Annotated in this window: 19 protein-coding genes; 10 read left to right on the top strand and 9 right to left on the bottom strand. The window is 67.2% G+C overall.

Annotated features, from left to right (window positions below):
- Positions 1-78: 78 nt before the first annotated feature.
- Together ACETK8_RS07240 and ACETK8_RS07245 are read left to right on the top strand one after the other, a co-directional pair.
- Positions 79-3,120 carry a TonB-dependent receptor gene (locus ACETK8_RS07240; RefSeq protein WP_374038834.1) on the top strand — a complete coding sequence of 1,014 codons (3,042 nt, stop codon included), beginning with the start codon at positions 79-81 and terminating at the stop codon, positions 3,118-3,120.
- Positions 3,121-3,302: 182 nt separating this feature from the next.
- Positions 3,303-3,881 carry a hypothetical protein gene (locus ACETK8_RS07245; protein ID WP_374038835.1) on the top strand — a complete coding sequence of 193 codons (579 nt, stop codon included), beginning with the start codon at positions 3,303-3,305 and terminating at the stop codon, positions 3,879-3,881.
- A gap of 47 nt (positions 3,882-3,928) precedes the next feature.
- Here ACETK8_RS07245 and metH read toward each other — a convergent pair whose 3' ends face one another.
- From metH to ACETK8_RS07275, 6 genes are all read right to left on the bottom strand, one after another.
- Positions 3,929-6,595 (bottom strand): methionine synthase, encoded by a 2,667-nt coding sequence (gene metH, locus ACETK8_RS07250; RefSeq protein WP_374038836.1) that lies wholly within the window; start codon positions 6,593-6,595, stop codon positions 3,929-3,931.
- Positions 6,595-7,677, bottom strand: coding sequence for a homocysteine S-methyltransferase family protein (locus tag ACETK8_RS07255; RefSeq protein WP_374038837.1), 1,083 nt, complete (start codon positions 7,675-7,677; stop codon positions 6,595-6,597). The genes metH and ACETK8_RS07255 overlap by 1 nt, the downstream gene beginning before the upstream one ends.
- Positions 7,678-7,780: 103 nt before the next feature.
- A complete protein-coding gene (gene metF / locus ACETK8_RS07260; RefSeq protein WP_374038838.1) occupies positions 7,781-8,731 on the bottom strand; it encodes a methylenetetrahydrofolate reductase [NAD(P)H] in 951 nt (316 codons plus the stop codon).
- Positions 8,731-9,708 carry an ArsR/SmtB family transcription factor gene (locus ACETK8_RS07265; RefSeq protein WP_374038839.1) on the bottom strand — a complete coding sequence of 326 codons (978 nt, stop codon included), beginning with the start codon at positions 9,706-9,708 and terminating at the stop codon, positions 8,731-8,733. Before ACETK8_RS07265 ends, metF begins: the two co-directional genes overlap by 1 nt.
- Before the next feature lie 46 nt (positions 9,709-9,754).
- On the bottom strand, positions 9,755-10,567 hold the full coding sequence (locus ACETK8_RS07270) for a DUF6065 family protein (protein ID WP_374039366.1): 813 nt from the start codon (positions 10,565-10,567) through the stop codon (positions 9,755-9,757).
- A gap of 205 nt (positions 10,568-10,772) precedes the next feature.
- The gene (locus ACETK8_RS07275) at positions 10,773-11,702 is read right to left on the bottom strand and encodes a 2-hydroxyacid dehydrogenase (protein WP_374038840.1); all 930 of its coding nucleotides are present in this window, start codon (positions 11,700-11,702) and stop codon (positions 10,773-10,775) included.
- Between the two features lie 189 nt (positions 11,703-11,891).
- Here ACETK8_RS07275 and ACETK8_RS07280 point away from each other — a divergent pair, with 189 nt between their 5' ends.
- The 3 genes from ACETK8_RS07280 to mdoH all read left to right on the top strand — a co-directional run bounded on the left by ACETK8_RS07280 (position 11,892) and on the right by mdoH (position 15,796).
- Entirely contained in the window at positions 11,892-13,070 is a 1,179-nt protein-coding gene (locus ACETK8_RS07280) for an acyltransferase family protein (protein ID WP_374038841.1), read from the top strand.
- Entirely contained in the window at positions 13,067-13,696 is a 630-nt protein-coding gene (locus ACETK8_RS07285; protein ID WP_374038842.1) for a DUF998 domain-containing protein, read from the top strand. Before ACETK8_RS07280 ends, ACETK8_RS07285 begins: the two co-directional genes overlap by 4 nt.
- 156 nt (positions 13,697-13,852) lie before the next feature.
- Positions 13,853-15,796 carry a glucans biosynthesis glucosyltransferase MdoH gene (gene mdoH / locus ACETK8_RS07290; RefSeq protein ID WP_374038843.1) on the top strand — a complete coding sequence of 648 codons (1,944 nt, stop codon included), beginning with the start codon at positions 13,853-13,855 and terminating at the stop codon, positions 15,794-15,796.
- A 115-nt stretch (positions 15,797-15,911) separates the two neighbouring features.
- Here the strand turns inward: mdoH and ettA are convergent, their stop codons facing one another.
- From ettA to ACETK8_RS07305, 3 genes are all read right to left on the bottom strand, one after another.
- Positions 15,912-17,579: an energy-dependent translational throttle protein EttA gene (ettA, locus tag ACETK8_RS07295; protein ID WP_374038844.1), complete on the bottom strand. Its 1,668-nt coding sequence runs from the start codon at positions 17,577-17,579 to the stop codon at positions 15,912-15,914.
- A gap of 112 nt (positions 17,580-17,691) precedes the next feature.
- Complete coding sequence (locus ACETK8_RS07300) at positions 17,692-18,054, bottom strand: SDR family oxidoreductase (RefSeq protein ID WP_374039367.1); 363 nt, start codon at positions 18,052-18,054, stop codon at positions 17,692-17,694.
- 171 nt (positions 18,055-18,225) lie between these two features.
- Positions 18,226-18,648 (bottom strand): MerR family transcriptional regulator, encoded by a 423-nt coding sequence (locus ACETK8_RS07305; RefSeq protein WP_374038845.1) that lies wholly within the window; start codon positions 18,646-18,648, stop codon positions 18,226-18,228.
- A gap of 118 nt (positions 18,649-18,766) precedes the next feature.
- Between ACETK8_RS07305 and ACETK8_RS07310 the strand changes: the two genes are divergently transcribed.
- From ACETK8_RS07310 to ACETK8_RS07330, 5 genes are all read left to right on the top strand, one after another.
- The gene (locus ACETK8_RS07310; RefSeq protein ID WP_374038846.1) at positions 18,767-19,120 is read left to right on the top strand and encodes a hypothetical protein; all 354 of its coding nucleotides are present in this window, start codon (positions 18,767-18,769) and stop codon (positions 19,118-19,120) included.
- A gap of 246 nt (positions 19,121-19,366) precedes the next feature.
- Entirely contained in the window at positions 19,367-20,434 is a 1,068-nt protein-coding gene (locus ACETK8_RS07315; RefSeq protein WP_374038847.1) for a TolC family protein, read from the top strand.
- The gene (locus ACETK8_RS07320) at positions 20,434-21,636 is read left to right on the top strand and encodes an efflux RND transporter periplasmic adaptor subunit (protein ID WP_374038848.1); all 1,203 of its coding nucleotides are present in this window, start codon (positions 20,434-20,436) and stop codon (positions 21,634-21,636) included. The genes ACETK8_RS07315 and ACETK8_RS07320 overlap by 1 nt, the downstream gene beginning before the upstream one ends.
- Before the next feature lie 12 nt (positions 21,637-21,648).
- Entirely contained in the window at positions 21,649-24,873 is a 3,225-nt protein-coding gene (locus ACETK8_RS07325) for an efflux RND transporter permease subunit (protein ID WP_374038849.1), read from the top strand.
- The gene (locus tag ACETK8_RS07330; RefSeq protein WP_374038850.1) at positions 24,873-25,478 is read left to right on the top strand and encodes a cation transporter; all 606 of its coding nucleotides are present in this window, start codon (positions 24,873-24,875) and stop codon (positions 25,476-25,478) included. The genes ACETK8_RS07325 and ACETK8_RS07330 overlap by 1 nt, the downstream gene beginning before the upstream one ends.
- Positions 25,479-25,538: the final 60 nt, after the last annotated feature.

The raw sequence follows: 25,538 nt of genomic DNA on the forward strand, positions 1-25,538 counted from the left end.
CAGTCCTGCGACAATTTGCGTCGCTCGATGATCAAAAGGCGTGGCGGAGGGCCGCGCCATCGTTTCAGGAGAACGATTTTGAAGATCCAATCGATCCGGCAGCGGATGCTGGCGACGACAATGATGGGCGGAGTGGCCTTGGCAGCCCTTGCGGCTCTTCCCGTCGTTGCGCTCGTCGCGCCCACGACTGCTCTGGCCCAATCGCAGGCGGGCTCGCTGCGTATCGCCGTAACCGGCGACGACGGCGCGCCCCTGTCGGGCGCCACCGTGACGGTGAGCTCGCCGAACAACCTGGTCAGCCGCACCGGCGTGACCGACGCCGGCGGTCGCGTCCGTCTGTCCGGCCTCGACCCGGCCACCAACTACACCGTCAGCGTTTCGGCCGCCGGCTATTCCGATTTCAGCGCCTCGAACGTGGCCGTTGTCTCGGGCCGCGACCTGTCGCTGGGCTATGTGCTCGTGGGCGGTTCGCAGTCGGCGAGCACCGTCGACGACATCATCGTGACCGGCGCTTCGCTGGCCGCCATCGACGTCACCTCGGCCACGGTCGGCACGACCCTGACCCTGGAAGTCACCGAAGGCCTGCCGACGGGCCGCAGCTATCAAAGCTACCTGCAGCTGGTTCCGGGCGTTAAGCCTTCGTCGGGCGGCAACCCCTCGTCGCGTTCGGGCGTGAACTACGCCGAAGCCGGCGGGGGCATCGGCAGCTCGTCCGACAACGTCTACTACATCGACGGCGTGGACGTGACCGACCCTGTCACGGGCACCTTCGGTTCGAACTTCAACTCGGAAATCATCCAGGAACAGCAGGTCATCGTCGGCGGCGTTCCGGCCGAATACGCCGGCGGTCAGGGCCTGGTGTCGCGCGTCGTCACCAAGTCCGGCTCGAACGAGTGGCACGGTTCGCTGAACTACTACTTCCAGAACGACAGCCTGGTCGCCACCGACCGTCACAACACGTCGGGCGGCTTCTCGACCTATGACACGGCCTTCACCCTCGGCGGCCCGATCCTGCAGGATCGCCTGTGGTTCTTCGGTTCGTACCAGAAGAAGAACCGCGAGGATGAGGTTCTGGATGTCCCCTCGGGCAACGTCCTGCGCACGGTCCAGAACGATCAGGACTACGGCTTCGCCAAGCTGACCTGGCAGGTCACCGAAAACGATCGTCTGACCGCCACCTACTTCGGCGACCCGACGACGATCAGCGGTCAGAACTCGGCCGCCATCATCAACCGCCGCGACTTCGCCCGCGAACAGGGCGGCGACAACTACAAGGTCGAATACTCGCGCATCTGGGGCGACCTGACCGTCAACGCCTACTACTTCAACCACGCGGCTGAACTGACGGATATCGCGGTCGACAACACCGTTCGCGACAACGTCACCTACCTCAACAGCGCCAACTCCACGATCGAACAGCGCCAGCTGGGCGGCCGCGGCATCAATTTGGAAGAACGCCGTGACCGTGAAGAATACGGCGCCAACTTCGAATATTACCTCGACACCGGCTTCGGCAGCCACACCTTCAAGGGCGGCTACCTGTTCACCGACAACACCTACTTCCAGACGGACTCGGTGCCGGGCGGGGTGACCTACGCGTCGCTGGCTCCGGCTTACGCCGGCACGACCCTGGGCTCCTATGTCGGCGCGGGCTGGACGGCGCGCGCCATCACCACGCAAGACTACTCCACCTTCCTGCTGCCGGCCCTGAGCGCCAACGCGCGTGCGCGCACCATCCTCGACACCAACCGGGATGGAACCATCTCGGCGGCCGAGGCCAACGCGCTGATCTTCAACAGCACCGCGGGCAACCCGTACAACAACGTCAACGTCTACCGCACGATTCGCGCCGCTGACGGTCCGTACACCCTGTCGACGGAAGGCAACTCGCTGTACCTGCAAGACACCTGGACGCTGAACCAGCTGACGGTGAACCTTGGCCTGCGCGCCGAGAAGTGGGAACACTTCGCTTCGGACAACAGCAAGATCGCGTCGTTCGACTGGACCTATGCGCCGCGCCTCAGCGTGGTCTACGACCTGTTCGGCGACAGCCGCAGCAAGGTCTTCGGCTTCGCCGGTCGCTATTACGATCCGATCCGCGCCGACATGACCGACTTCGCCGGCGCCCTGACCGGCCCGGTGAACAACGAACAGATCTACGTCGGCAACGCCGCCGGCGGCGAATGGGTCACCTTCCGGACCCGTGGTCCGGGCGACGCCCAGATCTCGCCGGCGACCAAGACGCCGTACACGGACGAGTTCATGCTCGGCGCCTCGACCACGATCGGCTCCAGCATCGGCATCGCGGCCTCGGTGACCCACCGTCGCACGCGCGATATCATGGAAGACTTCGACCTCACCCTGTACTCGGATCCGACCTGTACCCAGGCGACCTGCGGTGTGGGTGGTCTGGCCTACCCCGGTTCGCCGTTCTACCTGCCGTATTCGTACTTCGGCTACTCGGCCAACCCGGGCACCAACTATGTCATCGGCACCCTGCCGGGCGGCAAGCGTGACTACACCGGCTTCGAACTGACGGTCACCAAGTACAAGGTCGACAACTGGTTCGGTCAGGCGTCGTACACCTTCAACGACGCCAAGGGTAACGCCAACTCGGACGGCAACGCCGACTTCGTGGGCGACTGGCTGGCGCTCGATCCGCGTGCGCCGAACATGTACGCCCCGCTGGCCGGCAACATCCGTCACCAGCTCAAGGCGTACGCCGGCTACGAGTTCGACTTCGGCCTCGAGCTGTCGGGCGTGTTCAACTACAACAGCGGTTCGCTCTACACGCGCGGATCGACGATTTCGGGCCGCCTGATCCCGGACATGAGCGCGGGCTACGTCTTCAACGGCGTGACCGACAGCTACGTCCTGCCCAACACCAACGGCAATGGTCAGAACCCGGACTACTGGACCTTCGACATGCGGGCGAAATACACGCTCGACATGCCGTTCGGCGAAACCGAGTTCTTCTTCGACCTGTTCAACGTGTTCGATCAGCAGCTGCCGACCAGCGTGGTCGCCAACCGCGCCGGCAGCGGCCAGTACCTCTACCAACAGGCGAACGCCTGGGTTTCGCCTCGCCGGGCCTACTTCGGCATCCGTTACTCGTTCTAAGCCTGCCGACTACGGGACGCCGGCGCGAAAGCGCCGGCCCCCACACTGACTGCATGAGCAACTGGGCGGAGGGCTTTCGGGGCCTCCGCCCTTTTTCTTTGGGCGAGGGGCGCCGCAGAAAAACCATTGCGACGCTTCACGCGTTAGGCGGACACTTCCCCGCAACAGATCACGGACCGTTCATGCGCCTTCGTCTCGCCGCCTCGCTTCTCGTTCTGGCCATGGCCGTTCATGCCCCCGCCTTCGCCCAGCAGGACGACGGTCCGGTCGTCACCGCCAACGACGCCGGAGAGAGCGCGGACGCCCTGAGGGCGCGCGAGGCGATCGCCTACGAGACCCCGCTGCCGCGTGGCGCGCCGACCGAGGACTATCCGCTGGTGGCCTGGTGCGCCGCCCTGGTGGAGGGTCACATCGCGCTGGGCCGCACCCTGACGAGCGCCGACGACCTGGATCGCGAGATCGTGCGTCTGGGCGGGCTGGAGGCGGCGGATTTCCGCGATGCTCTACGTGCCGGCCAGTCGCGTCAGACGCCCGCCACCCTGGCCGCTGCCCGTACCGCCGAGGCCGAGGCCGCCGGCAAATGGACGCCGCTGATGGCCCAGACTGACGAAAGCGCCCGCAGCCAGGCCTTCGGTCTGTTCTTCGGCCTGCCGGGCCGCTGCGAACACGCCGCCCGCCGCGTGCGCCAGAACATCACGACCCCGCCCGCGACCCTGCAGCAGGCCGGGCTGGACGAGGTCGGCCAGCCGGTCGCGAACTGAAAACAACGTCTCCTCCCCGTCGCGCAGCGATGGGGAGGAGACGTGATCTAGGCCGCCGCCACCCTCGGCGCGGCGCCCGGCTCGTAGTTGAGGATGGGGGCCAGCCAGCGTTCGGCGTTCTCGACGTCCCAGCCCTTGCGGGCGGCATAATCTTCGACCTGATCCTGATCGATCTTGCCGACGCCGAAATAGTGACTGCCCGGGTGGCCGAAATAGAGGCCTGAGACCGACGCCGGGGGCGTCATGGCGAAGCTCTCGGTCAGGGCCATGCCGGCGTTCTCGCCCGCGTTCAGCAGGCGGAACAGGGTGGCCTTTTCCGTGTGATCCGGCTGGGCCGGATAGCCGGGGGCCGGGCGGATGCCCTGGTACTTCTCCTCGATCAGGTCCTGCACGCTGACGTCCTCGTCGGCGGCATAGCCCCACAGGCCCGTGCGGACTTCCTTGTGCAGCCGCTCGGCGAAGGCCTCGGCCAGACGGTCGGCCAGGGCCGTGGCCAGGATGGCGGAATAGTCGTCGCCCGCCGCCTTGAACTCGGCGGCCTTCTCCAGCTCGCCATGGCCGGCGGTGACGGCGAAGGCGCCGATGTAGTCCTGACCGGCTTCCGCGACGAAGTCCGACAGGGCCAGGTTCGGCTTGCCGTTCGACTTCTTGATCTGCTGGCGCAGGGTGTGGAAGCGGGCGATCTCTTCGGTGCGGCCCTCGTCGGCATAGACGGCGACGTCATCGCCGACCGCGTTGGCCGGCCAGAAGCCGACCACGCCCTTCGCCGTGAACCATTTCTCGTCGATGATCCGCTTCAGCATGGCCTGGGCGTCGGCGAACAGATCCTTGGCGGCCTGACCCACGACCTCGTCCTCGAGGATCAGAGGATAGCGGCCGATCAGCTCCCAGCTGGCGAAGAAGGGTGTCCAGTCGATATGGTCGGCCAGGTCCTGCAGGTCCCAGCTCTCATAGGCGCGCACCCCCAGAAAGGACGGGGCGCCGGGCATGGTCTGGGCCGGGTCGATCTGGAAGCGGTTGGCGCGGGCCTCGGCGATATTGGCGCGCGCCTTGACCTCCTGGCCGCGCGCATACTGCTCACGGATGCGGATGTATTCGTCGCGCGTCGCGGCCTCGTTCTTCGCCTTCTCGGTGGGCGACAGCAGACCCGAGACCACGCCCACGGCGCGGGACGCATCGATGACGTAGGTGGTCGATCCGGCGGTGTAGCCGGGCTCGATCTTCACGGCGGTATGGGTCCGGCTGGTCGTGGCGCCGCCGATCAGCAGGGGAATGTCGAAGCCGCGACGCTGCATCTCACGCGCCACGAAGACCATCTCGTCCAGCGAAGGCGTGATCAGGCCCGACAGGCCGATGATGTCGCACTTGTGCTCGAGGGCGGCGTCAAGGATGCGGTCGGCGGGCACCATGACGCCCAGATCGACGACCTCGTAGTTGTTACACTGAAGCACGACGCCGACGATGTTCTTGCCGATGTCGTGGACGTCGCCCTTGACCGTCGCCATCAGGATGCGGCCGTTCGAGCTGCGCGGCTGGCCCTCCTTCTCGGCCTCCATGAAGGGTTCCAGCCAGGCGACGGCCTGTTTCATCACGCGCGCCGACTTCACCACCTGGGGCAGGAACATCTTGCCCGAGCCGAACAGGTCGCCGACCACGTTCATCCCGTCCATCAGCGGACCTTCGATGACGTGCAGCGGCCGCTCGACCGACAGGCGGGCCTCTTCGGTGTCGGCGTCGATGAACTCGGTGATGCCGTTGACCAGGGCGTGTTCGATCCGCTTGGCGACGGGTTGGTTGCGCCATTCCAGATTGACGACCTTGGCCTGGGTCTTGTCGCCCTTGAACGACGGGGCCATGTCAACCAGCCGTTCGGTGTTGGAGACATTGGTCCGCTGGGGCCGGTTCAGGATCACGTCCTCGACGGCTTCGCGCAGCACCGGGTCGATATCGGAATAGACCGGCAGGTCGCCCGCGTTGACGATGCCCATGTCCATGCCCGCCGCGATGGCGTGGTACAGAAAGACGCTGTGGATCGCCCGGCGCACCGGCTCGTTGCCGCGGAAGCTGAACGAGACGTTCGACACCCCGCCCGAGACGCGGGCGTGGGGCAGGGCCTCCTTGATGACCCGCGTCGCTTCGATGAAGTCGACGGCGTAGTTGTCGTGCTCCTCGATCCCCGTCGCCACGGCGAAGATGTTCGGGTCGAAGATGATGTCTTCGGGCGGGAAGCCGACCTCGTTGACCAGGATGTCGTAGGCACGGGTGCAGATCTCGATCTTGCGCGCGGCGGTGTCGGCCTGACCCACCTCGTCGAAGGCCATGACCACGACGGCGGCGCCGTAGCGCATGCAGGCGACGGCCTGTTCGCGGAACTTGTCGAGCCCCTCCTTCATGGAGATGGAGTTCACGATCGGCTTGCCCTGAACGCACTTCAGGCCGGCCTCGATGACCTCCCACTTCGACGAGTCGATCATCACCGGCACGCGGGCGATGTCGGGCTCGGCCGCGATCAGGTTCAGGAAGGTGACCATGGCCTGCTCAGAGTCGAGCAGGCCTTCGTCCATGTTGATGTCGATGACGGCGGCGCCGGCCTCGACCTGCTGGCGCGCGACGGCCAGGGCGGCGGTGTAGTCGCCCTCGACGATCAGCTTCTTGAACCTGGCCGATCCGGTGACGTTCGTGCGCTCACCGATGTTCAGATAGACGGGACGCATCAGCCTTGCATTTCAAAGGGTTCGAGGCCCGACAGGCGCATGGCGACGGGGCGTTCGGGGATGGGGCGGGGAGGGAGGCTGGCGACGCCCTGGGCGACATGGGCGATGTGGTCAGGCGTCGTGCCGCAGCAGCCGCCGACGATATTGACCAGACCCGCCTCGGCCCATTCTTCGATGAAGTGGGCGGTCTCGTGCGGCTCCTCGTCGTACTGGCCCATGGCGTTGGGCAGGCCGGCGTTGGGATAGGCGGCGACCAGGGTGTCGGCGACGCGGCTGAGTTCGGCGATGAAGGGCCGCATCAGATCGGCGCCGAGCGCGCAGTTGAAGCCGATGGCGAAGGGCTTGGCGTGGCGCACCGAGTTCCAGAAGGCCTCGGCCGTCTGGCCCGACAGGGTTCGGCCCGAGCGGTCGGTGATCGTGCCCGAGATCCAGATGGGCAGGGCGTCCATGCCCTCGTCCTCGAGGTCCTTGATCGCCTTGATGCAGGCCTTGCAGTTCAGCGTGTCGGTGATGGTCTCGATCAGATAGAGGTCGACCCCGCCTTCGTTCAGGGCGCGGATCTGGTGGCGATAGGCCTCGTAGACCTGGTCGAAGGTCACGCTGCGGGCACCCGGATCGTTCACGTCCGACGACATCGACAGCATCTTGTTCAAGGGGCCGATCGAACCGGCGGCGAAGCGCGGCTTGTGCGGCTCCTTCTCCGTCCAGCGGTCGGCGGCGGCGCGGGCCAGTTTCGCGCCTTCCAGATTGATGTCCCAGACGGCTTGCGCGTCCAGACGGTAATCCTCCTGGGCGATGGTGGTGCCGGAGAAGGTGTTGGTTTCACTGATGTCGGCGCCGGCGCCGTAGTACTGGTCGTGCAGGTCCGAGACGATATCCGGCCGGGTGATGCAGAGGATGTCGTTGTTCCCCTTCATCTGCTCCTTCTCGTCATATCCGTTGGCCGTGACGAAGCGGTCGCCGCGGAAATCGGCCTCGTCCAGGCCGCGACGCTGGAACATCACGCCCCACGATCCGTCGAGGACCAGGATGCGCTCGGCGGCGGCCTTGTGCAGGGCGGCGATGCGTTCGGCGCGGGTCATGCGGCCACTCCGGGATTTGTCCCCGTCGATTTTGTCCCGGTCGCGATGACAGATCCGGGACAGGCAGGGACGAAAGAGGGACGGGCGAGTTGGGTCTTACAGATCATACGGTTTTCTGTTCGCGGACGCCCAGAACGCGGCAGATCGCATAGACCAGGTCGGCGCGGTTCAGGGTGTAGAAGTGGAAGTCGGAGAAACCCTCTTCCTGCAGGCGGGCGCAGGTCTCGGCGGCGACCGAGGCGGCCAGCAGCCTGCGGGTCTCCGGATCGTCGTCCAGCCCTTCGAAGTGGGCGGCCAGCCAGTCGGGCACCGAGGCGCCGCACGAGCCGCACATGCGCTGAAGCCCGGCGAAGTTCGACACCGGCATGATGCCGGGGATCAGGGGGATGGTGACGCCCGCCGCCCGGACCCGGTCGCGGAACCGCAGGAAGGCGTCGATGTCGAAGAAGAACTGGCTGACGGCGCGGGTGGCGCCGGCGTCGATCTTGGCCTTCAGCACATCGATGTCGTGGTCGATGGACGGGCTTTCCGGGTGCTGTTCCGGATAGACGCCGACCGTCACGTCGAAGCCGCCGATGTTGGAGATGGCGCGGGTCAGTTCGGTGGCGTTGGCGTAGCCGTCGGCGCGCGGCGTATAGACCCCGCCGATCCCCGCCGCGCCGGGCGGATCGCCGCGCAGGGCCACGATGTGGTTCACGCCGATCGCCTTGTAGTCGCGGATGACCTCGTCGACCTCCTCACGGCTGGCGTCGACGCAGGTCAGGTGGGCGGCGGGCTTCAGCGTCGTCTCGGTCAGCATGCGCTGGACCGTCCGATGGGTGCGCTCGCGCGTCGAACCGCCGGCGCCGTAGGTCACCGAGACGAAGGCGGGGTTCAGCGGCTCCAGACGGCGCACGGCCTCCCACAGGGTCTCCTCGGCCTTGTCGGTCTTGGGCGGGAAGAACTCGAACGAGACGCGGACCGGATTCGCGTTCTGACCCGCACGCGCGACCGGGCCCAGGGGCGACAGCAGAAGCGCACGGGCGGCGGCGAGGGGGGAGGCGGCAGCAGCCATCAGGCGAGGTTCCTTTGGACGGGGGGCCTTGAAGCGAGCGCCGGGCGCGTCGCGGTCCAGATGGTGACGGTCAGCCCGGCCGTATCCGGCGGCAGGGCGATGGAGGCGGAGGTCTCGAGCCCGGCCTCATGCAGCCAGCGGCCGATCTCTTCGTCGGCGAAGCCGAGGCGGCGGTGCTGATGCTCCTCGCGCAGTCGCTCCAGGTCGTGTGGAGCGAAATCAACGATCAACAGCTTGCCGCCCGGCGAGACCAGACGCGCGGCCTCGGCCACGGCGGCGGACGGATCGGCGAGGTAGTGCAGCACCTGATGCACCAGAACGAGGTCGGCGGACGCAGGCGGAAGGCGGGTGGCGAAGATGTCGCCGTGGCGTAGCTCGACCTTGTCCAGCCCGGCCTTGGCGACATTGGCGCGGGCGATGTTGAGCATGTTCTGCGACAGGTCGAGACCGATCGACATCTTCGCGGTCTTGCCCAGCAGGGTCAGCATCCGGCCTGAGCCCGTACCCAGATCCACGACCCGCTCGAACGGCCCAGGCCCGGCCGCGCGTTCGATGGCGCTCTCCACCGCCGTCTCCGAAACATAGAGGGAGCGCATGTCGTCCCAGCGCGGGGCGACCTGTTCGAAATAGGCGGCGGCGGCCTCGGAGCGTTCGTCGCGGACGGCGTCCAGACGTTTGTGGTCCGCCTCGCCTTCGGCGTCGTCCAGCAGGTCCAGCACGGTGTCGATCAGACGACGCGCCAGGGGCTCGTGCGAGACGCGATAGAAGACGCGGGCGCCGTCGGGGAATCGCTCGATCAGACCGGCGTCGGCCATCAGCTTCAGGTGGCGGGAGACACGCGGCTGGCTCTGTTCCAGCACGCGGCTCAGCTCCATGACCGACAGTTCCTCGCCGGCCAGCAGGGACAGGATGCGAAGCCGAGTCGGCTCGCCGGCGGCGCGCAGGGCTTCGACAGTCTGATCGGCGGTCAGGGACATGATATAATCATATAAGGATATCCTTATATGATGTGAAGCAGAAACCTCAGGAGCTCGTCGTCGCTCTCCAGTTCAGGAACCCCACATGCGCCTTTGACGGCGGCGGGGGCTCGGGCGGCGGGGCGTCGGGCAGGGCGGCCAGACGGCGCTTGTTGACGTGCTCGGCCGGCGCCTCGGCGATCTTGTCCGGGAATTCGCCGCGGAAATAGAACCGCTGCCAGGCCTGTTTGACGGCCTCGGGGTCGCCCGCCGCCATGCGTGTGTTGAAGTCCGTCCGAACCTCGCTCCACTTCCGGTACTGGACCGCAAGATCGCCGTCGGGATCCATGGTCGCCCGCACCGGCTTGAACGCCGCCACCCGCTGGTGCTGCACCGGCTGCAGGAAGCAGAAGGGCTCGTCCTTCTCGAACCGGATCACGCCGGGCGCGGTGAAACGCCAGTTCATGGTGAAGGGATAGGGCAGCCAGTCCGTCTCGGTCAGGCCTTCCAGCGCCTGGATCCCGTGCTTGAACCGGTTCGGCACGCCTGACGCCCGCATGGCCCAGCCGGGCGGCGTTCGGAACAGCCAGCCGGTGTGGAAGGTCAGCACGCCCTCGGTGAAATGCGACGCAGCGAAATGTTCGAAGAAGGTCGCGTCCTCGTCCGGCCGGAACTGGATCGAATCGGCGCCCATCCGCCCGTCCCACTCGGCCTCGAACCCGAACGGGCACAGCAACTCCCACCCGGTGGTGTTGGCCATGGTCAGGGGCAGGCAGCGATAGGGATGGCGGCCCGCGAACTCGTCCATCCAGTCGCGGTCGGGCCGGCCGGGCACCATGCGCGGCGGGTCGTCCCGCATCGCGTGGCATTCCAGCGTCAGTTCGGTCTCGGCGGCGGCTGTGTCGGTCAAGGGCGTATCCCGGATGGCGCCCCCGCACCTTAATCAACCCGCTCATCCCCGCGAAAGCGGGGACCCAGTTCTTTTATGAGGCAGGATGGCCTGGACGACGGTCGGAGGCGGACCGGTGACGGTTATCGCCCAAAGCACTAGGTCCCCGCTTTCGCGGGGATGAGCGTAGGAGGGGTTAGCGCACGACCGGCGTGATCAGCGGCTCTCCGGCCACGGCGGCGGCGAGGTTCCGCATCAACAGTATCAGCATGCCCTGCACCGCCTCGCTCGTCGCGCCGGCGGTGTGGGGAGTCAGGACCACGTTCGGCACAACGGCCCAGCGCGCCGCGTCGGTCGGCTCGGTCTCGAACACGTCCAGCGCCGCCTGACCCAGCCGCCCGGTCTTCAAGGCCGCGATCAGTGCCTCCTCGTCCACCAGCGACCCGCGCGCGACATTGACCAGAAGCCCACTGGGCCCCAGCGCCTCGATCACCTCGGCCGAGATCAGGCCGCGATTCGTCTCGTCGGCACGACATGCCACGACCAGCACATCGCAATCGCGCGCCAGATCCTTCAGCGACGCCGCGCGCGGCCAGGGCGATTCCTTCGTGCGCGGTCCCCACCAGGCGACGGAACAGCCCATGACCGCGACCCGCTTCGCCACCGCCTCGCCGATCAGGCCCAGCCCCACGATCCCGACCCGCTTGCCCTTCATCGACGGCGTCATCAGCCGCTCGTCCGCCGTCCAGCGGCCCGACTTCAGCGTCCGGTCGCCGTCCACGATGCGCCGCACCGACGCCAGGATCAGACCCACCGCGTGGTCCGCCACATCCTCATGGTTCACCGCAGGCGCATGGGTGACGGGCAGGCCCCGCGCCGCGCACCAGTCAAGGTCGATGCCGTCATAGCCCGAGGTGAAACAGGCCAGCAGTTTCAGGTTCGGCAGCCGTTCGATCACCGCCGTATCCAGCGGCGCCTCGCCCAAGACCACGGCCGCCTGGATCAGGTTTTGCGCCTCCACAGGCGGGTGTTCCCACAGGCGATGGACGTTGTAGGCGCTCTCCAGCAGGGGGCTGAGCGCGCCCAGCGGCGACTGCATGATCAGGACGTGGGGACGATGGGGCATGGCGGCACACTAGACCTTGATCGGCTGAGGAGGAATCGCTTCGCTATTCCGCTGATGCCGTGAATCAAGGTCCAGTTTTATGCTGGAGCCTGATCCGACCGGAAAACCGCCTACACTTTTCCGGATCAGGCTCTAGCGCAGGTCGGTTGCGACGTGGACAGAGGGCTTTGCGTCCATCATAGACGCGCCGTGCAAACCCCCGCCCCACCGGTCCGTCGCCTCGATCTGGATTGGATCCGGGTGTCCGCCTTCGGCCTGCTGATCCTGTATCATGTGGGTCTCGTCTATGCGCCCTACGACTGGCACGTACACAGCGTCCACACCTTCGAATGGATGCGCGAAGGGGTTCTGATCACCAACCCCTGGCGTCTGACCCTGCTGTTCCTGGTGTCGGGCGCGGCCCTGCGGTTCATGACCCTGAGACGCACCGCCGGTCAGGTGGCGAAGGCGCGGGCCGAGCGACTACTGCCCCCCCTGATCTTCGGAACCCTGCTGCTGGTGCCGATCCAGTCGTGGATCGAGGCGATGGACAAGGGCGGCTGGGATCGCGGTTTCGTCGCCTGGTGGATGCGGGAGTTCAGCCTGTCGGGCATCGCCAACGGCGTCCCGGTCAACCACCTGTGGTTCATCGTCTATATCGCGGCCTACAGCGCCGTGGTCGTCCTGCTGATGATGCGGCCGTTGGCGATGGCGCGGGCCGAGGAGCGGCTGACGACCCTGCTAGCCGGGTCGCGCGTGGTCTGGGTCCCGATCCTCTATCTGATCGTCATCCGCCTGACCCTGTTTCCGATCTTCGGCCTGACCAACAGGCTCAGCCACGACTGGTACAATCACGCCCTGTCGCTGGGCGCCTTCCTGTTCGGCTTCCTGATCGTGCGGCGGGAAAGCATCTGGCGCGATCTGGAGAAGTACCGCTGGGTCGGGGTGGGTCTCGCGGTCGTCGCACTGCCGATCATGATGATGCAGACGGCGCATCCGGGGGGAGGGGCCTATTGGGGCATTCCGCGCGGCATCGTCTTCGGCATCGACCAGTGGGCCGTGATCCTGGCCATCCTGGGCTTCGGCAGCCGGCACCTGCGCAACGCCGACAGTCCGGTGCTGCGCTACGTCACCGACGCGGTCTTCCCCTGCTATCTGGCGCACCAGACCATTCTCGTGGTCGCCGTCTGGCTGATCCAGGGACAGGGTTGGCCGGCCCCGCTGGAGGCCTCCGTCCTGGTCGTCGCCACCATCGGCGGCAGTCTTCTGGTCTATGAGATCGTGCGCCGCATTCCCCTGATCCGGCCGATCTGGGGTCTGAAGCCGCTGAAGGCCGCCAAGCCCGCCCCGACCGACATGCGCGCCGCCCGCGACGGCGATCCGGCATGACGATCTCCGAGCCCCTGCTGCGCAAGGCGGCCCGCGCCCTTCTGCTGGTCGGCGTCGCCGCGCCCCTGTTCGCCCTGGCCTCGGTCCTGATCGCCGTGGCCTGCTACGCCGACTTCAATCATGCGCGCCAGTATCTGAGCGAGCTGGGCGGCGCGACGGCGACCCAACCGTGGATCTTCAACCTGGGCGTCATGATCGCGGGCGCCATGACGGCCGTGGCGGGCGGAGGCTTCGGTCTGGCGGTCCTGTTGCTATGCCGCGCGCCCGTCTCGGCGGTCGTCGTCGGGGGCCTCTTCATCGCCGCCGGGGTCGGTCTGTTCCTGTCCAGCCTCTATCCCTGGCCCGACCCCCGGCACATGGCGATCAACCTGGGGCTCGGCATCCAGCTGGCGCCGGTCTTCCTTTTGATCGCCCTTCGCCAGACTTTGGCCATGACCCGGTTGAAGCGGTTTCTGCTGGCGGTCTTCCTGCTTATGGTCGTGCTTACGGTCCTGACGAAACACCTCGTCTTCCCCGGAACCGTCAATGATTTCAACGTCGGATACTGGGAGAGGGCCTTCGCCATCGTCCTGGTCGGCTGGGTCGGGGTGGCGGCCCATCTGATGCGGCGTCAGCTCGCCCCCTGAGCACTCGCGGCGATCCACAACGCAAACGCACAAAAAACGGCGTCATCACCATTCCGTGATTGAAAATCGCGGAAGAGTGATAGAGAGTGCGAGAATGGTGCGACGCAACAATCATGTCCGGATTCTTGCCGCGTCGCATCCCCGGGGAAACATCGCATGAGCGGCTACGGCTCGACCGCGCGCGTCTACGAGATCGACGCCGACATTCCTGCCTTCCCGGCCTACGCCGGCGCTTCGTCGTGGCTGCCCGAGCAGGCCCCGCTGGCCATGCCGCGCCAGACGTTCGATGACGCATCGCAACAGGTCACGCGCAAGCTGGACACCCGCCCCCAGGGTCTGCTGGCCCGCCGTTTCATCGTCTTCGGCTCGACCCTGGTCGTCGCCGTCCTGGCCATGATCGCGCCGGTGATCCTGTGCGCGCGCGAAGGATTCCAGCCGCTGGAGATCGTGTCGCTGGTGCTGTTCGGCGTCCTGATCAGCGCCATCGCCTGCTGGTTCTGCTCGACCTTCGCCGGTCTGGTCGTGATGCTGACCGGCCGCGAGCAGGAGGATATGGACTTCGCTCCGTATCCGCCGATGCCGACGCGCCGCACGGCCCTTCTTATGCCACTCTATAACGAGGACGCCCGCGCGGCCCTGGCCCGTCTGGGCGCGCTCGACGCCTCCCTGGCCCGCCTCGGCGCCTCGGAAGCCTTCGACCTGTTCGTCCTCTCGGATTCGACCAAGGACGAGGCCGCCGCCGCCGAGATGCTGGCCTGCATCGCCCTTCGCGCCCAGGCCGGTAGCAACCTCTACTACCGTCGCCGCACCGAGAACGTGGAGCGCAAGGCCGGCAACATCGCCGACTGGACCCGCACCTTCGGCGGCGCCTACGACTTCATGGTCGTGCTGGACGCCGACTCGACCATGGCCGGCGAGACCGTCCTGCGTCTGGTCGACGCCATGGAGCGCAATCCGGGCGTGGGCCTGATCCAGACCGCCCCGACCATCATCAAGGCGCAGACCGTCTTCGCCCGTCTGTCGCAGTTCGGCGTGCGCCTGTACGGCCGCGTCGCCGCCGCCGGTCTGGCCTGGTGGGCCGGTTCGGAAGCCAGCTACTGGGGCCACAACGCCATCCTGCGCACCCGCGCCTTCGCCGACTGCGCCGGCCTCCCGCACCTTGAGGGGCGCAAGCCCTTCGGCGGCCACATCATGAGCCACGACGTGGTCGAGGCCGCCCTGCTGCGCCGCGCGGGCTGGGCCGTCCACGTCACCGCCGCCCTGGACGGATCGAGCGAAGAGACGCCGCCGACACTGACCGACTTCATCCGCCGCGATCACCGCTGGTGCCAGGGCAACCTGCAGCACCTGCCCCTGATCGCCGCCAAGGGCCTGAACCCCATCAGCCGTCTGCAACTGGCCATGGGCTGCATGGCCTATCTGTCCTCGCCGCTGTGGTTCGCCTCTCTGGTCGTCGGCATGGCCATGCAGCTGCAGGGTCCGGTGGACTGGGCCTCCTTCTGGTACATCCTGAACCCGGAACTCTCGCCCTTCATGCTGGCTTCGCTCCTGGGCGCCGTCATGCTGATGGGTCCCAAGATCATGGGCTTCATCCTGGTGCTGAGCCGTCCGGGTGAGCGTCGCGCCTTCGGCGGCGCGCGCCAGATCGCCAAGGGCATGGCCATGGAGATCGCCCTGTCGGCGGCCCTGGCTCCCATCCTGATGGTCGCCAACACCAAGGCCGTCCTCAAGATCGTCAGCGGCCACGACGCCGGCTGGGCCGCGCAACAGCGCGACTGCGACGGCCTGGCCTGGTCCGACGCCTTCCGCGCCATGCGCTGGCAGATGGCGACCGGCGTGATGTTCGCCCTGGGCCTGTTCATCCGTCCGGACCTGGCGACCTGGTTCGCCCCGATCGTCCTGCCGCTGCTGTTCGCCGCCCCGATCGCGGTCTTCACCTCGCGCGTCGGCACGGGCGAGGCCTTCGCCCGCAAGGGCTGGCTGGTCACGCCGGACGAGGACGGCGTCTCCGCTTCGCCGGCCGTCCTGTTCCGCGCCGCCCGCCCCGCCGCCGACTTCGGCAGCCCGGCCTGGGCCCGTCGCCTGCAACGCACGGCCTGATCCTTCACTGATCGGGCGGCCGTTCCGGCTCGCTCGATCGACAGGCATGAAAAAAGGGGACCGAGCCTCAGGCTCGGTCCCCTTCGTCGTTTCCGAAGGCCGGGAAGGCCGGGCGTTACCGCCCGAACTTCTGGAACTTGATCCGGTGCGGGATCAGGGCGTCGGTGCCCAGGCGGCGCTTCTTGTCCTCTTCGTAAGCCTCGAAATTGCCCTCGAACCATTCGACGTGGCTGTCGCCCTCGAAGGCCAGGATGTGGGTGGCCAGACGGTCCAGGAACCAGCGGTCGTGGGAGATGACAACGGCGCAGCCGGCGAACTCCTCCAGGGCCTCTTCGAGGTTCTGCAGGGTCTCGATGTCCAGGTCGTTGGTCGGTTCGTCGAGCAGGATCAGGTTGCCGCCGCTGGCGAGCGTCTTGGCCAGGTGGACGCGGTTGCGCTCGCCGCCCGACAGCTGGCCGACCTTCTTCTGCTGGTCGCCGCCCTTGAAGTTGAAGCTGCCGACGTAGGCGCGCGAGTTGATCTCGCGCTTGCCCACCAACATGATGTCGGTGCCGCCCGAGATGGCCTGCCAGATGGTTTCGTCCGGCTTCAGGTCGTCGCGCGACTGGTCGACATAGGCCAGCTTGACCGTCTCGCCGACCTTGATGGAGCCGCCGTCCGGCTGTTCCTGGCCGGTGATCAGCTTGAACATGGTCGATTTGCCGGCGCCGTTCGGGCCGATGACGCCGACGATGCCGTTGGGCGGCAGCTTGAAGGTCAGGTTGTCGAACAGGACCTTGTCGCCATACGACTTCTGCAGGCCCTCGACCTCCAGCACGACGTTGCCGAGGCGCGGCCCCGGCGGGATCTGGATGACGGCGAAGGACTGGGCCGCACGGCTGTTTTCCTGTTCCGCGACCATCTTCTCGTAGGCGGCCAGACGGGCCTTGGACTTGGCCTGACGGGCCTTGGCGCCCGAACGGACCCATTCCAGTTCGCGGGTGAGGGCGCGCTGGCGGGCTTCGGATTCCGACTGCTCCTGCACGACGCGCTTCTGCTTGGCTTCCAGCCACGAGGAGTAGTTGCCCTCGTGCGGGTGGCCCTTGCCGCGGTCCAGTTCCAGCGTCCACTTGGTGACCTGGTCCAGGAAGTAGCGGTCGTGGGTCACCAGGATGACGCAGCCCGGGAAGTTCTCCAGGTGGTGCTGCAGCCAGGCGACGGATTCGGCGTCCAGGTGGTTGGTCGGTTCGTCCATCAGCAGCATGTCGGGCTTCGACAGCAGCAGGCGGGCCAGGGCCACGCGGCGCTTCTCACCACCCGACAGGTTGGTGACTTCCCAGTCGTCGGGCGGGCAGCGCAGGGCGTCCATCGCCATCTCGATGCGGCTGTCGATGTCCCAGACGTCGCCGGCGTCGATCTTCTCCTGGAGGGAGGTCATCTCCTCCATGAGTTCGTCGGTGTAGTTCTCGCCCAGCTCGGCGGCCACGGCGTTGAAGCGGTTGACCCACTGCTTCTCCTCGCACCAGGCCTCGACGTTCTCGCGAACGTTCAGGGCGGGGTCGAGCTGGGGCTCCTGCTCCAGATAGCCGCGCTTGATGCCGTCGGCGGCCTTGGCCTCGCCGGAGAACTCGCTGTCCAGACCAGCCATGATCTTCAGCAGGGTGGATTTACCCGAGCCGTTGACGCCGACGACGCCGATCTTGGCGTCGTTGTAGAAGCTCAGCCAGATGTTCTCGAAGATCTTCTTGCCGCCGGGAAAGGTCTTGGTCAGACCCTGCATCTGGAAAATATATTGCTGCGCCATGAGGTGCGGTGCGCCCTGTCGTTCGATCGAATGGGGAGGTAGGCGCGGGATGTAGCGACCGCCGCGCCGAAGGGCAAACGCTAGCCCCTCGACACGGCGGATTGAAGGCGAATCAGGCGTTGGCGCCGCCGTCCATCACCAGCGAGGCGCCGGTGATGTATTTGGCGCCCGGGCCGGCCAGGAAGGCCACGGCCTCGGCGATGTCACGGGTCTCGCCGCAGTGACCCAGGGCCAGAACGGCCTTGGCCGCATCGGCATAGGGGCCGTCGGCCGGGTTCATGTCGGTGTCGATCGGGCCGGGCTTGACCAGGTTGACGGTGATCTGGCGCGAACCGATCTCGCGGGCCAGGCCCCGGTTGAAGCTCTCCAGCGCCGACTTGGTCGCCGAATAGACGGTCACCCCGCCGAAGGCGACGCGGTCGCTGAGGCACGATGCGATGGAGATGATCCGGCCGCCGTCCGGAATATGCGCCAGGGCCGCCTGGGTGGGCCTGGAACTTCTGTACGGAAGCCGGGAGGTTCAGCCCTGATCGCCGCCGACGCATCGCGTCCCCCGGCTCAAGATCAGGGCCTATCCGTTCCGGAACCCGCCGCGTCGAAGTCTATGGGAGCGCCGCCCCTAGAGTCCATTCTCAGCACACTGTCCTCAGGCGTGGCGACACTCCGCGTCCTGCAGCACTTCGATGACCTTGCAGGCGGAAATCGACCCGTCGACCGCGCAAGCCTTCGTCATCCGGGCAAGCTCGCGCTCAAGCGCCTTCAGGCGGCGGATCTTGTCCGAAACAGCCTGAAGATGCTGTTCGGCGATCCGATTGGCCGCCTCGCAGGTGTGATCCGGAAGGTCGGACAATTCCAACAAGGAACGGATGGCGTCGAGGTCGAAGCCCAGTTGCCTGGCATGGCGGATGAAGGCCAGTCTGCGCAGCGCGCCGTCGTCGTAGAGCCGCCGATCGCTTGCGGTGCGGGGCGGCTCCGGAAGCAGTCCTGACTGCTCGTAGAAACGGATCGTCGGCACCTTCACGCCGCTTGCGGTCGAGAGTTTGCCGATGGTGAAGGGCGAGGCGGTCATTCTCACAAAATAAGAGCTTGATCCTCTAGTGACTAGAGGATGTAGGCAGGAGTTACGAAAGATCCGGAGCCCCCGGGTCGTACTGTGTAACAGATTGCCCGCCGGGCAGAACGAAAGTATGCAGCGCGCGATGACCTGGTCGACGACGACATGGGCGAAGGTGGTTGTGGCGATGACGCTTGTCTTCGTCGCCTTCTTCGCGCCTGCCGTTGACGCCGCCACCTGCCTGCCGGAGCCGCCCGCGGCCCATGCCGTGGTCGATCACGCTCAAGGCGACGGTGATCACAGCAGCAAGACCGGGGCCCACGGGATTTGTTTGCACGGTCATTGCCACCATACGGCTACGGCTCGAGGTCCGAGCTATGAGGCCGTCACACCGTCCTTCGGCGAGCAGTCGCTGCAAAGCGGTCGTCAGGATGACTTCCCGGCGTCGATCACGCCCGACGGCCTGAAGCGTCCGCCCAGAAGCTGACCGAAGACCTGCGCCCGCGCGGGCGCCTCTTCGTGATCAGAAATTTGGAAATGGACGAACATGTCTCCCACATCTCGCCGGCGACCGCGTCTCGCGGTCGGCTGCGCGCTCGCCGCCATTGCGGCAACCCTGGCCAGTCCCGTTTGGGCTGACCCTGCCCCGACCTACGGCCAGTTGCTTCAGCAACTCGGCCAAACCCCAGCCACCCTCGAGGCCGGCGCCAACTTCGATGCCGCGGAAGCCCGCGTGCGACAAGCGCGCGTGCGTCCCAATCCGGTGCTCGGTCTCGATGTCGAGAACGCCTACGGCTCGGGCCCGTACAATGGCCTGAACAATGCCGACACGAGCCTGGCCCTGAGTACGCCTCTCGAACTGTGGGGCCGACGCGCCGCGCGTGTCGCAGCCGCCCGCGCCGAAGCCGGAGCCGTCGGTCTTCAGCGAGACCTCGCGGTCGTGGATGCCGCTGGCCGTCTGGCGCTCGTCTATGCCGAAGCGGAAGTCGCCCAACGCCGGGCGACCCTCGCGGAAGAGACCCTGAGCCTCACCGTCGCCGATGCCCGGGCAGCCCTGGCGCTCGTCGAGGAAGGCCGCGAGCCCCTGCTGCGCGGCATCCAGGGCGAGGCCGAAGCCGCCTCGGCGCGGGCGACGCTCGACGAGGCCGTCGCCGAACGTGATGCGGCCTATGCCCGCCTCACCGCCGTGGCGATGATCCCGGCCCCGGTGACGAGCGTCGACGCCAGCTTGCTGGACGCCGCTCCGACAGCCGTGGAGCCGGTGATCGAGGATGCGCCGACGGTTCGGGTCGCCGAAGCCCAGCGCGCCGCCGCCGAGCGGCGGATCGACGTGCAAAGGGTTCAGGCGCGTCCCGACATCAACGCCAGCGTCGGCATTCGCCGCTTCGAGGCGGAAAACGCAACCGCCCTGACCTTCGGGATCAGCATGCCGCTGCCGCTGTTCGACCGGAACCGTGGAAACATCGAGGCCGCCCAGGCCGAGTTCCGCGCCGCGGATGCTCGACTGATGACGGCGCGCCAGGAGGCCCAGGCCGATCGCGCCGCCGCTGTGGCGCGTCTGTCCGCGTCCGTCAGCCGTGTGCGGGCCGCCGACGGCGGCGTAACAGCAGCCGAGGAAGCCTACCGCCTGTCGCGAATCGGCTTCGAGGCCGGACGCATCTCCCAGCTCGAACTGCGCGTCACCCGAACCGCACTCGTCGGCGCGCGCTCCGCCGCTGTCGACGCCCGTCTCGCGCGTGTTCGCGCCGAGATCGATCTCGCGCGCCTCGATGGCCGCGCTCCCTTTGAAGGAACCCAGTGATGCGCAAGATCACATCCAACAAGACCCTGCTCATCGGCGGCGTCGCGGCCCTGGTGATCCTCGGCGGCGGCGGCCTCTGGCTCGCCACGCAACGCTCCGAGCCGGCGCCGGCGGCGGAAGCCCCACCGGCCGAGGGCGAAGCCGGCCATGCCGAAGGCGAAGCCGGAACTGCCGGGGAAGCCGAGGCGCCCGAAGGGCGTGTCGAACTCCCGGCCGCCCAGATCCAGGCCGCCGGCATCACCGTCGTGAGCGTCGGCGGGGGAGGCGGCGGGGAGACCCGTCTCGCCGGTCGGGTAGAGCCCATGGTCGACTCCCGGGCCGCCGTCGCGGCCGCTGTCGGCGGTCGGGTCGAGCGCGTCCTCGTCGCACCGGGTCAGACTGTTCGCGCCGGTCAGCCTCTCGTGAGCGTCGTCAGCGGCGAGGCCGCGACCTTCCGGGCCGAGGCCGACGCCGCCGCCGCCGAAGCCGAGGCGGCCCGTCAGGTCTATCAGCGCAACAGCAACCTCTCCGATCAGGGCATCGTGGCGCGTCAGGAGGTTGAAGCCTCCCGCGCACAGCTCCTCAGCGCCGAGGCGACGACCCGCGCCGCCCGCGCCCGTTCCAGCGCGGCCGGTTCGCCCAACGCCGCCGGCCGCCTGAGCGTCGTCAGTCCCATCTCGGGCGTGGTGAGTAGTGTGCAGGTCGGACCGGGCGGTTTCGTGGCTCAAGGCGGCGTGGTCGCCGAAGTCAGCAATCCCGCTCGTTTGGAGATCGTCTTCAACGCGCCGCCGGCGCTCGCCGCCAATGTGCGCGCGGGCTCATCCATGCGCGTCACCGGTCCGAACGGTGAGTTCGATGCTGTCGTCACCGGCGTTGCCGCGGATGCGGGAACGAGCGAAAGCGGCGCAACGGTGATCCGGGCTCGCGCCGTTGGGGCGACCCTGCCGCCGGCCGGCTCCGCCGTGACCGGAGCCGTGATCACCGGCCAGGCGACCAGCGGAATGACCGTGCCCACCGAGTCCGTCCAGACGGTCGACGGCAACACCGTCGTCTTCGTCCAGGTCGATGGCGGCTTCCAGGCCACTCAGGTCCTGGCCGGGCGTCAAGCCTCGGGCCGGACCGAAATCCTGCGCGGCCTGACTGGGTCCGAACGGGTCGCATCGACCAACGCCTTCCTGCTCAAGGCCGAGATGGCCAAGGGCGAGGCCGAGCACGGCCACTAGGGGAAGCGCATCATGTTCAAGGCCATTATCGAAGCGTCTGTACGCTTCCGCTGGTTCGTGGTGCTCGCCACGGCCCTCGTCTCCGCCTGGGGTCTGTTCCAGCTCACCTTGCTGCCGATCGACGCCGTACCGGACATCACCAACCGACAGGTCCAGATCAACACCATCGCTCCGGCCCTCGCGCCCGAGCAGATGGAGCGTCAGGTCACCTATCCACTAGAAACCGCCATGTCCGGCATTCCCGGACTGCAGAGCACCCGCTCGCTCAGCCGCAACGGTTTCAGCCAGGTCACGGTCATCTTCACCGATGAAACGGACATCTACTTCGCCCGCCAGCAGGTGGCCGAGCGGATGGCTCGGGCGCGGGAGAACTTGCCCGACGGCGTCGAGCCCGGTCTGGCGCCGATCACCACGGGCCTCGGCGAAGTGCTGATGTGGACGGTCGACTACAAGCCGTTCAACACGGAGAACCTCGCCAAGCCGGGTGAGCCCGGCTGGCAGGCCGGCGGCGCCTATCTGACGCCCGACGGCGAACTTCTGACCACGCCGAAGGAGCGCGCGACCTACCTGCGAACCGTGCAGGACTGGATCATCGCGCCTCGCATGCGGACCGCGAAGGGCCTGGCCGACGTCGATGTGAACGGCGGCTATGTGAAGGAGTATGCGATCCGTCCCGACGCGGCGCGTCTGGCGGGTTACGGCCTCAGCCTCAACGACCTCGTCGTCGCTCTGGAGCGGGCCAACACCCAGGCCGGCGCCGGCTATGTCCAGCGCGCCGGCGAAGCCCTGACGGTCCGGACCGACGCTTTGGCCTCGACCGTCGAGGATCTGGCTCAGGCCCCCGTCGTCAACCGCAACGGCCTCGTCATCCGGGTGGCGGATGTCGCGACCGTCGAGATCGGTCAGGCTCCTCGTCTGGGCGGCGCCAGCCGCGACGGACACGAAGCGGTCGTCGGCACGGCCCTGATGCTGGCGGGCGGCAATAGCCGCACCGTGGCCCAGGCCGCCGAAGAACGCCTCGCCGAGGTGGCCGCCAGCCTGCCGCCGAGCGTGGTGGCGGAGCCGGTGCTGAACCGTAGCGAGCTGGTCAACAAGACCATCTCCACGGTCGCCAAGAACCTGACCGAGGGCGCGCTCCTGGTCATCGTCGTGCTGTTCCTGCTGTTGGGGAATATCCGCGCCGCCACGATCACCGCCCTCATGATCCCGATCAGCTTCCTGTTCGCGGTCATCGGCATGAACCGCTTCGGCATCAGCGGGAACCTGATGAGCCTCGGCGCCCTCGACTTCGGCCTCCTGGTCGATGGTGCGGTCGTCGTGGTCGAGAACACCCTTCTGATGCTCAGCCAGCGCCGTGCCGAGGCGGGACGCGCCCTGACCCGTCACGAACGTCTACAGGTCGCGGGCACGGCGGCCCGCCAGATGGTCAAGCCGGCCGCTTTCGGCCAGCTGATCATCCTGCTGGTCTTCACACCCCTGCTGATGCTCGAAGGCGTCGAAGGCAAGACCTTCATCCCCATGGGGGCGACGGTCATGCTGGCGCTCGTCGGCGCCTTCATCTTCTCCTTCACCTTCGTGCCGGCCATGACGGCCCTGATCGTTCGCGACCCCAAGAAGGTCGAGGTCGACGAGCATGGTCACGCTCACGAGCACGAAACCTTCATCCTGCGTCACGCCCGACGCTGGATCGAACCGGCGATCCGGTCCGCCGTGGCGCGTCCGAAGATCGTCCTGGCGTCTGCGCTGGGCGCTCTGGTCGTCGGCGGCATCGCCTTCACCACCCTGGGCCGGGAGTTCATCCCGACCCTGGACGAGGGCGACATCGCCATGCAGGCGCTGCGCGTTCCGTCCGCTTCGCTGGAACAATCCCTGGCCATGCAGATGGCCCTGGAACGCGTCATCACGGCCCAGCCCGAAGTGAAGACCATCTTCGCCCGGACCGGCACCGCGGCGGCCGCCGTCGACCCGATGCCGCCGAACATTTCCGACGCGGTCATCGTGTTGAAGGACCGCAAGGAGTGGCCCGATCCCGAACTTCCCAAAGAAGATCTGATCGCCCGCTTCGAAGAGGTCGCCGCCACCCAGTTGGGCAACACCTTCGAGTTCAGCCAACCGATCGAGCTGCGTTTCAACGAGCTGATTTCCGGGGTGCGGACCGATCTCGCCGTCATGGTCTATGGCGACGACTTCACCCAGCTTCAGGCCACGGCCGATCAGGTCGCGGCGGCTCTGCGCGCCACGCCGGGTTCGGCTGACGTCCGGGTGGAACAGGCGTCGGGTCTGCCCACCCTGACCGTCAGCGTGGATCGCTTCGCGGCGGCCAACTACGGCCTGTCGGCGGCCGATGTCTCCGATGCCGTCTCGACGGCCATCGGCGGCATGGCGGCAGGCCAGATCTTCGAGCGGGATCGCCGCTTCGACGTCGTCGTCCGCCTGCCGGATGGCGTTCGTAACGATCCCGCCGCTCTGGCAGCCTTGCCGGTCACGACGGCGACCGGGGTGACCGTGCCCCTGTCCTCGGTGGCCAGGATCCAGATCGCCGAGGGTCAGAACCAGATCAGCCGCAACAACGGCAGCCGTCGCATGGTGGTCCAGGCCAACGTCCGCGGCACCGATCTGGGCAGCTTCGTCACCGAGGCCCAGGCCCGCGTCAACGAGCAGGTTCAGCTCCCGACCGGTTACTCCCTGACCTGGGGCGGCCAGTTCGAGAACCTGAAGCGGGCGGAACAGCGGCTTGGTCTGGTGATCCCGATCGTCTTCATCCTGATCGGCGTCCTCCTGTTCATGGCCCTGGGGTCGTTCGCGGAGGCGGGACTGGTCTTCGCCTGCGTGCCTCTGGCTCTGGTTGGTGGAGCGTTGGCCCTGCTGCTCCGAGGCATGCCGTTCTCGGTCTCGGCGGCAGTCGGCTTCATCGCCGTGTCGGGCGTCGCCACCCTCAACGGGCTGGTGCTGATGCAGGCGATCCGCGAGCGTCTGACGGCGGGGGCGGCTCCGGTCGTCGCCGCCATCGAAGGCGCGACCAGTCGTCTGCGCGCGGTCCTGACGACGGCGCTCGTGGCCATCGTCGGCTTCATCCCCATGGCCTTCGCCCATGGAGCCGGGGCCGAGGTTCAGAAGCCGCTGGCGACCGTCGTCATCGGCGGTCTGATCACCGCTACGGCCCTGACCCTCCTGGTCCTCCCGACCTTCGCGGCCAAGGCCGTGAAGCATCGGAAGTCTGAAGGGATCGAGGACTGATGAGCGGCGATCACGACGCGGAGGCGCTTCAACGTCGCACGCTACTTATCGTGCTGGCTCTGAACGCCCTCCTGTTCGTGGGATTGGGAGTCGGCGGCCTCGCCGCCGACTCCAGTTCCCTCCTGGCCAATGCCGTCGACAATGGATCCGACGCGGCCGTCTATCTGATCAGCTTCCTGGCCGTGGGACGCGCGATTATCTGGAAGACCCGCGCGGCCCAGGTCTCCGGAGTCATGCTCCTGATCTTCGCCGTTCTCGTCCTGCTGGACGCGCTGCGCCGGGCGTTGACCGGGACCGAGCCGGTCGGCCCAACCATGATGATCCTCGCCGTGGTCGCGGCCGTGATCAATCTCATCTGCCTGATGCTGATCCGTCGGCAGCAAAGCAGCGACGTGAACATGAGGGCCGCAGAGACTTTCAGCGCCAATGACTTCGCCTCCAATGGCGGTATTCTCGTCGCCGGCGGCCTGGTCATGTGGCTGAACCAGTCGTGGCCCGACCTCCTGGTGGGCGTGCTGGTCGCGGCCATCGCCGCCAAGGGCGGCTTCGACATTCTTCGCGACGCCCGAACGGCGCGGCGCGATCCTGGGAATTCCACGACATGAGTTCGTCTCTGATCGACATCGCTTCCGTCCAACGGTGGCGGAAGCTCTTCATCGCAGCGG

The sequence above is a fragment of the Brevundimonas staleyi genome (assembly GCF_041893865.1).
GTDB lineage: Bacteria > Pseudomonadota > Alphaproteobacteria > Caulobacterales > Caulobacteraceae > Brevundimonas > Brevundimonas staleyi.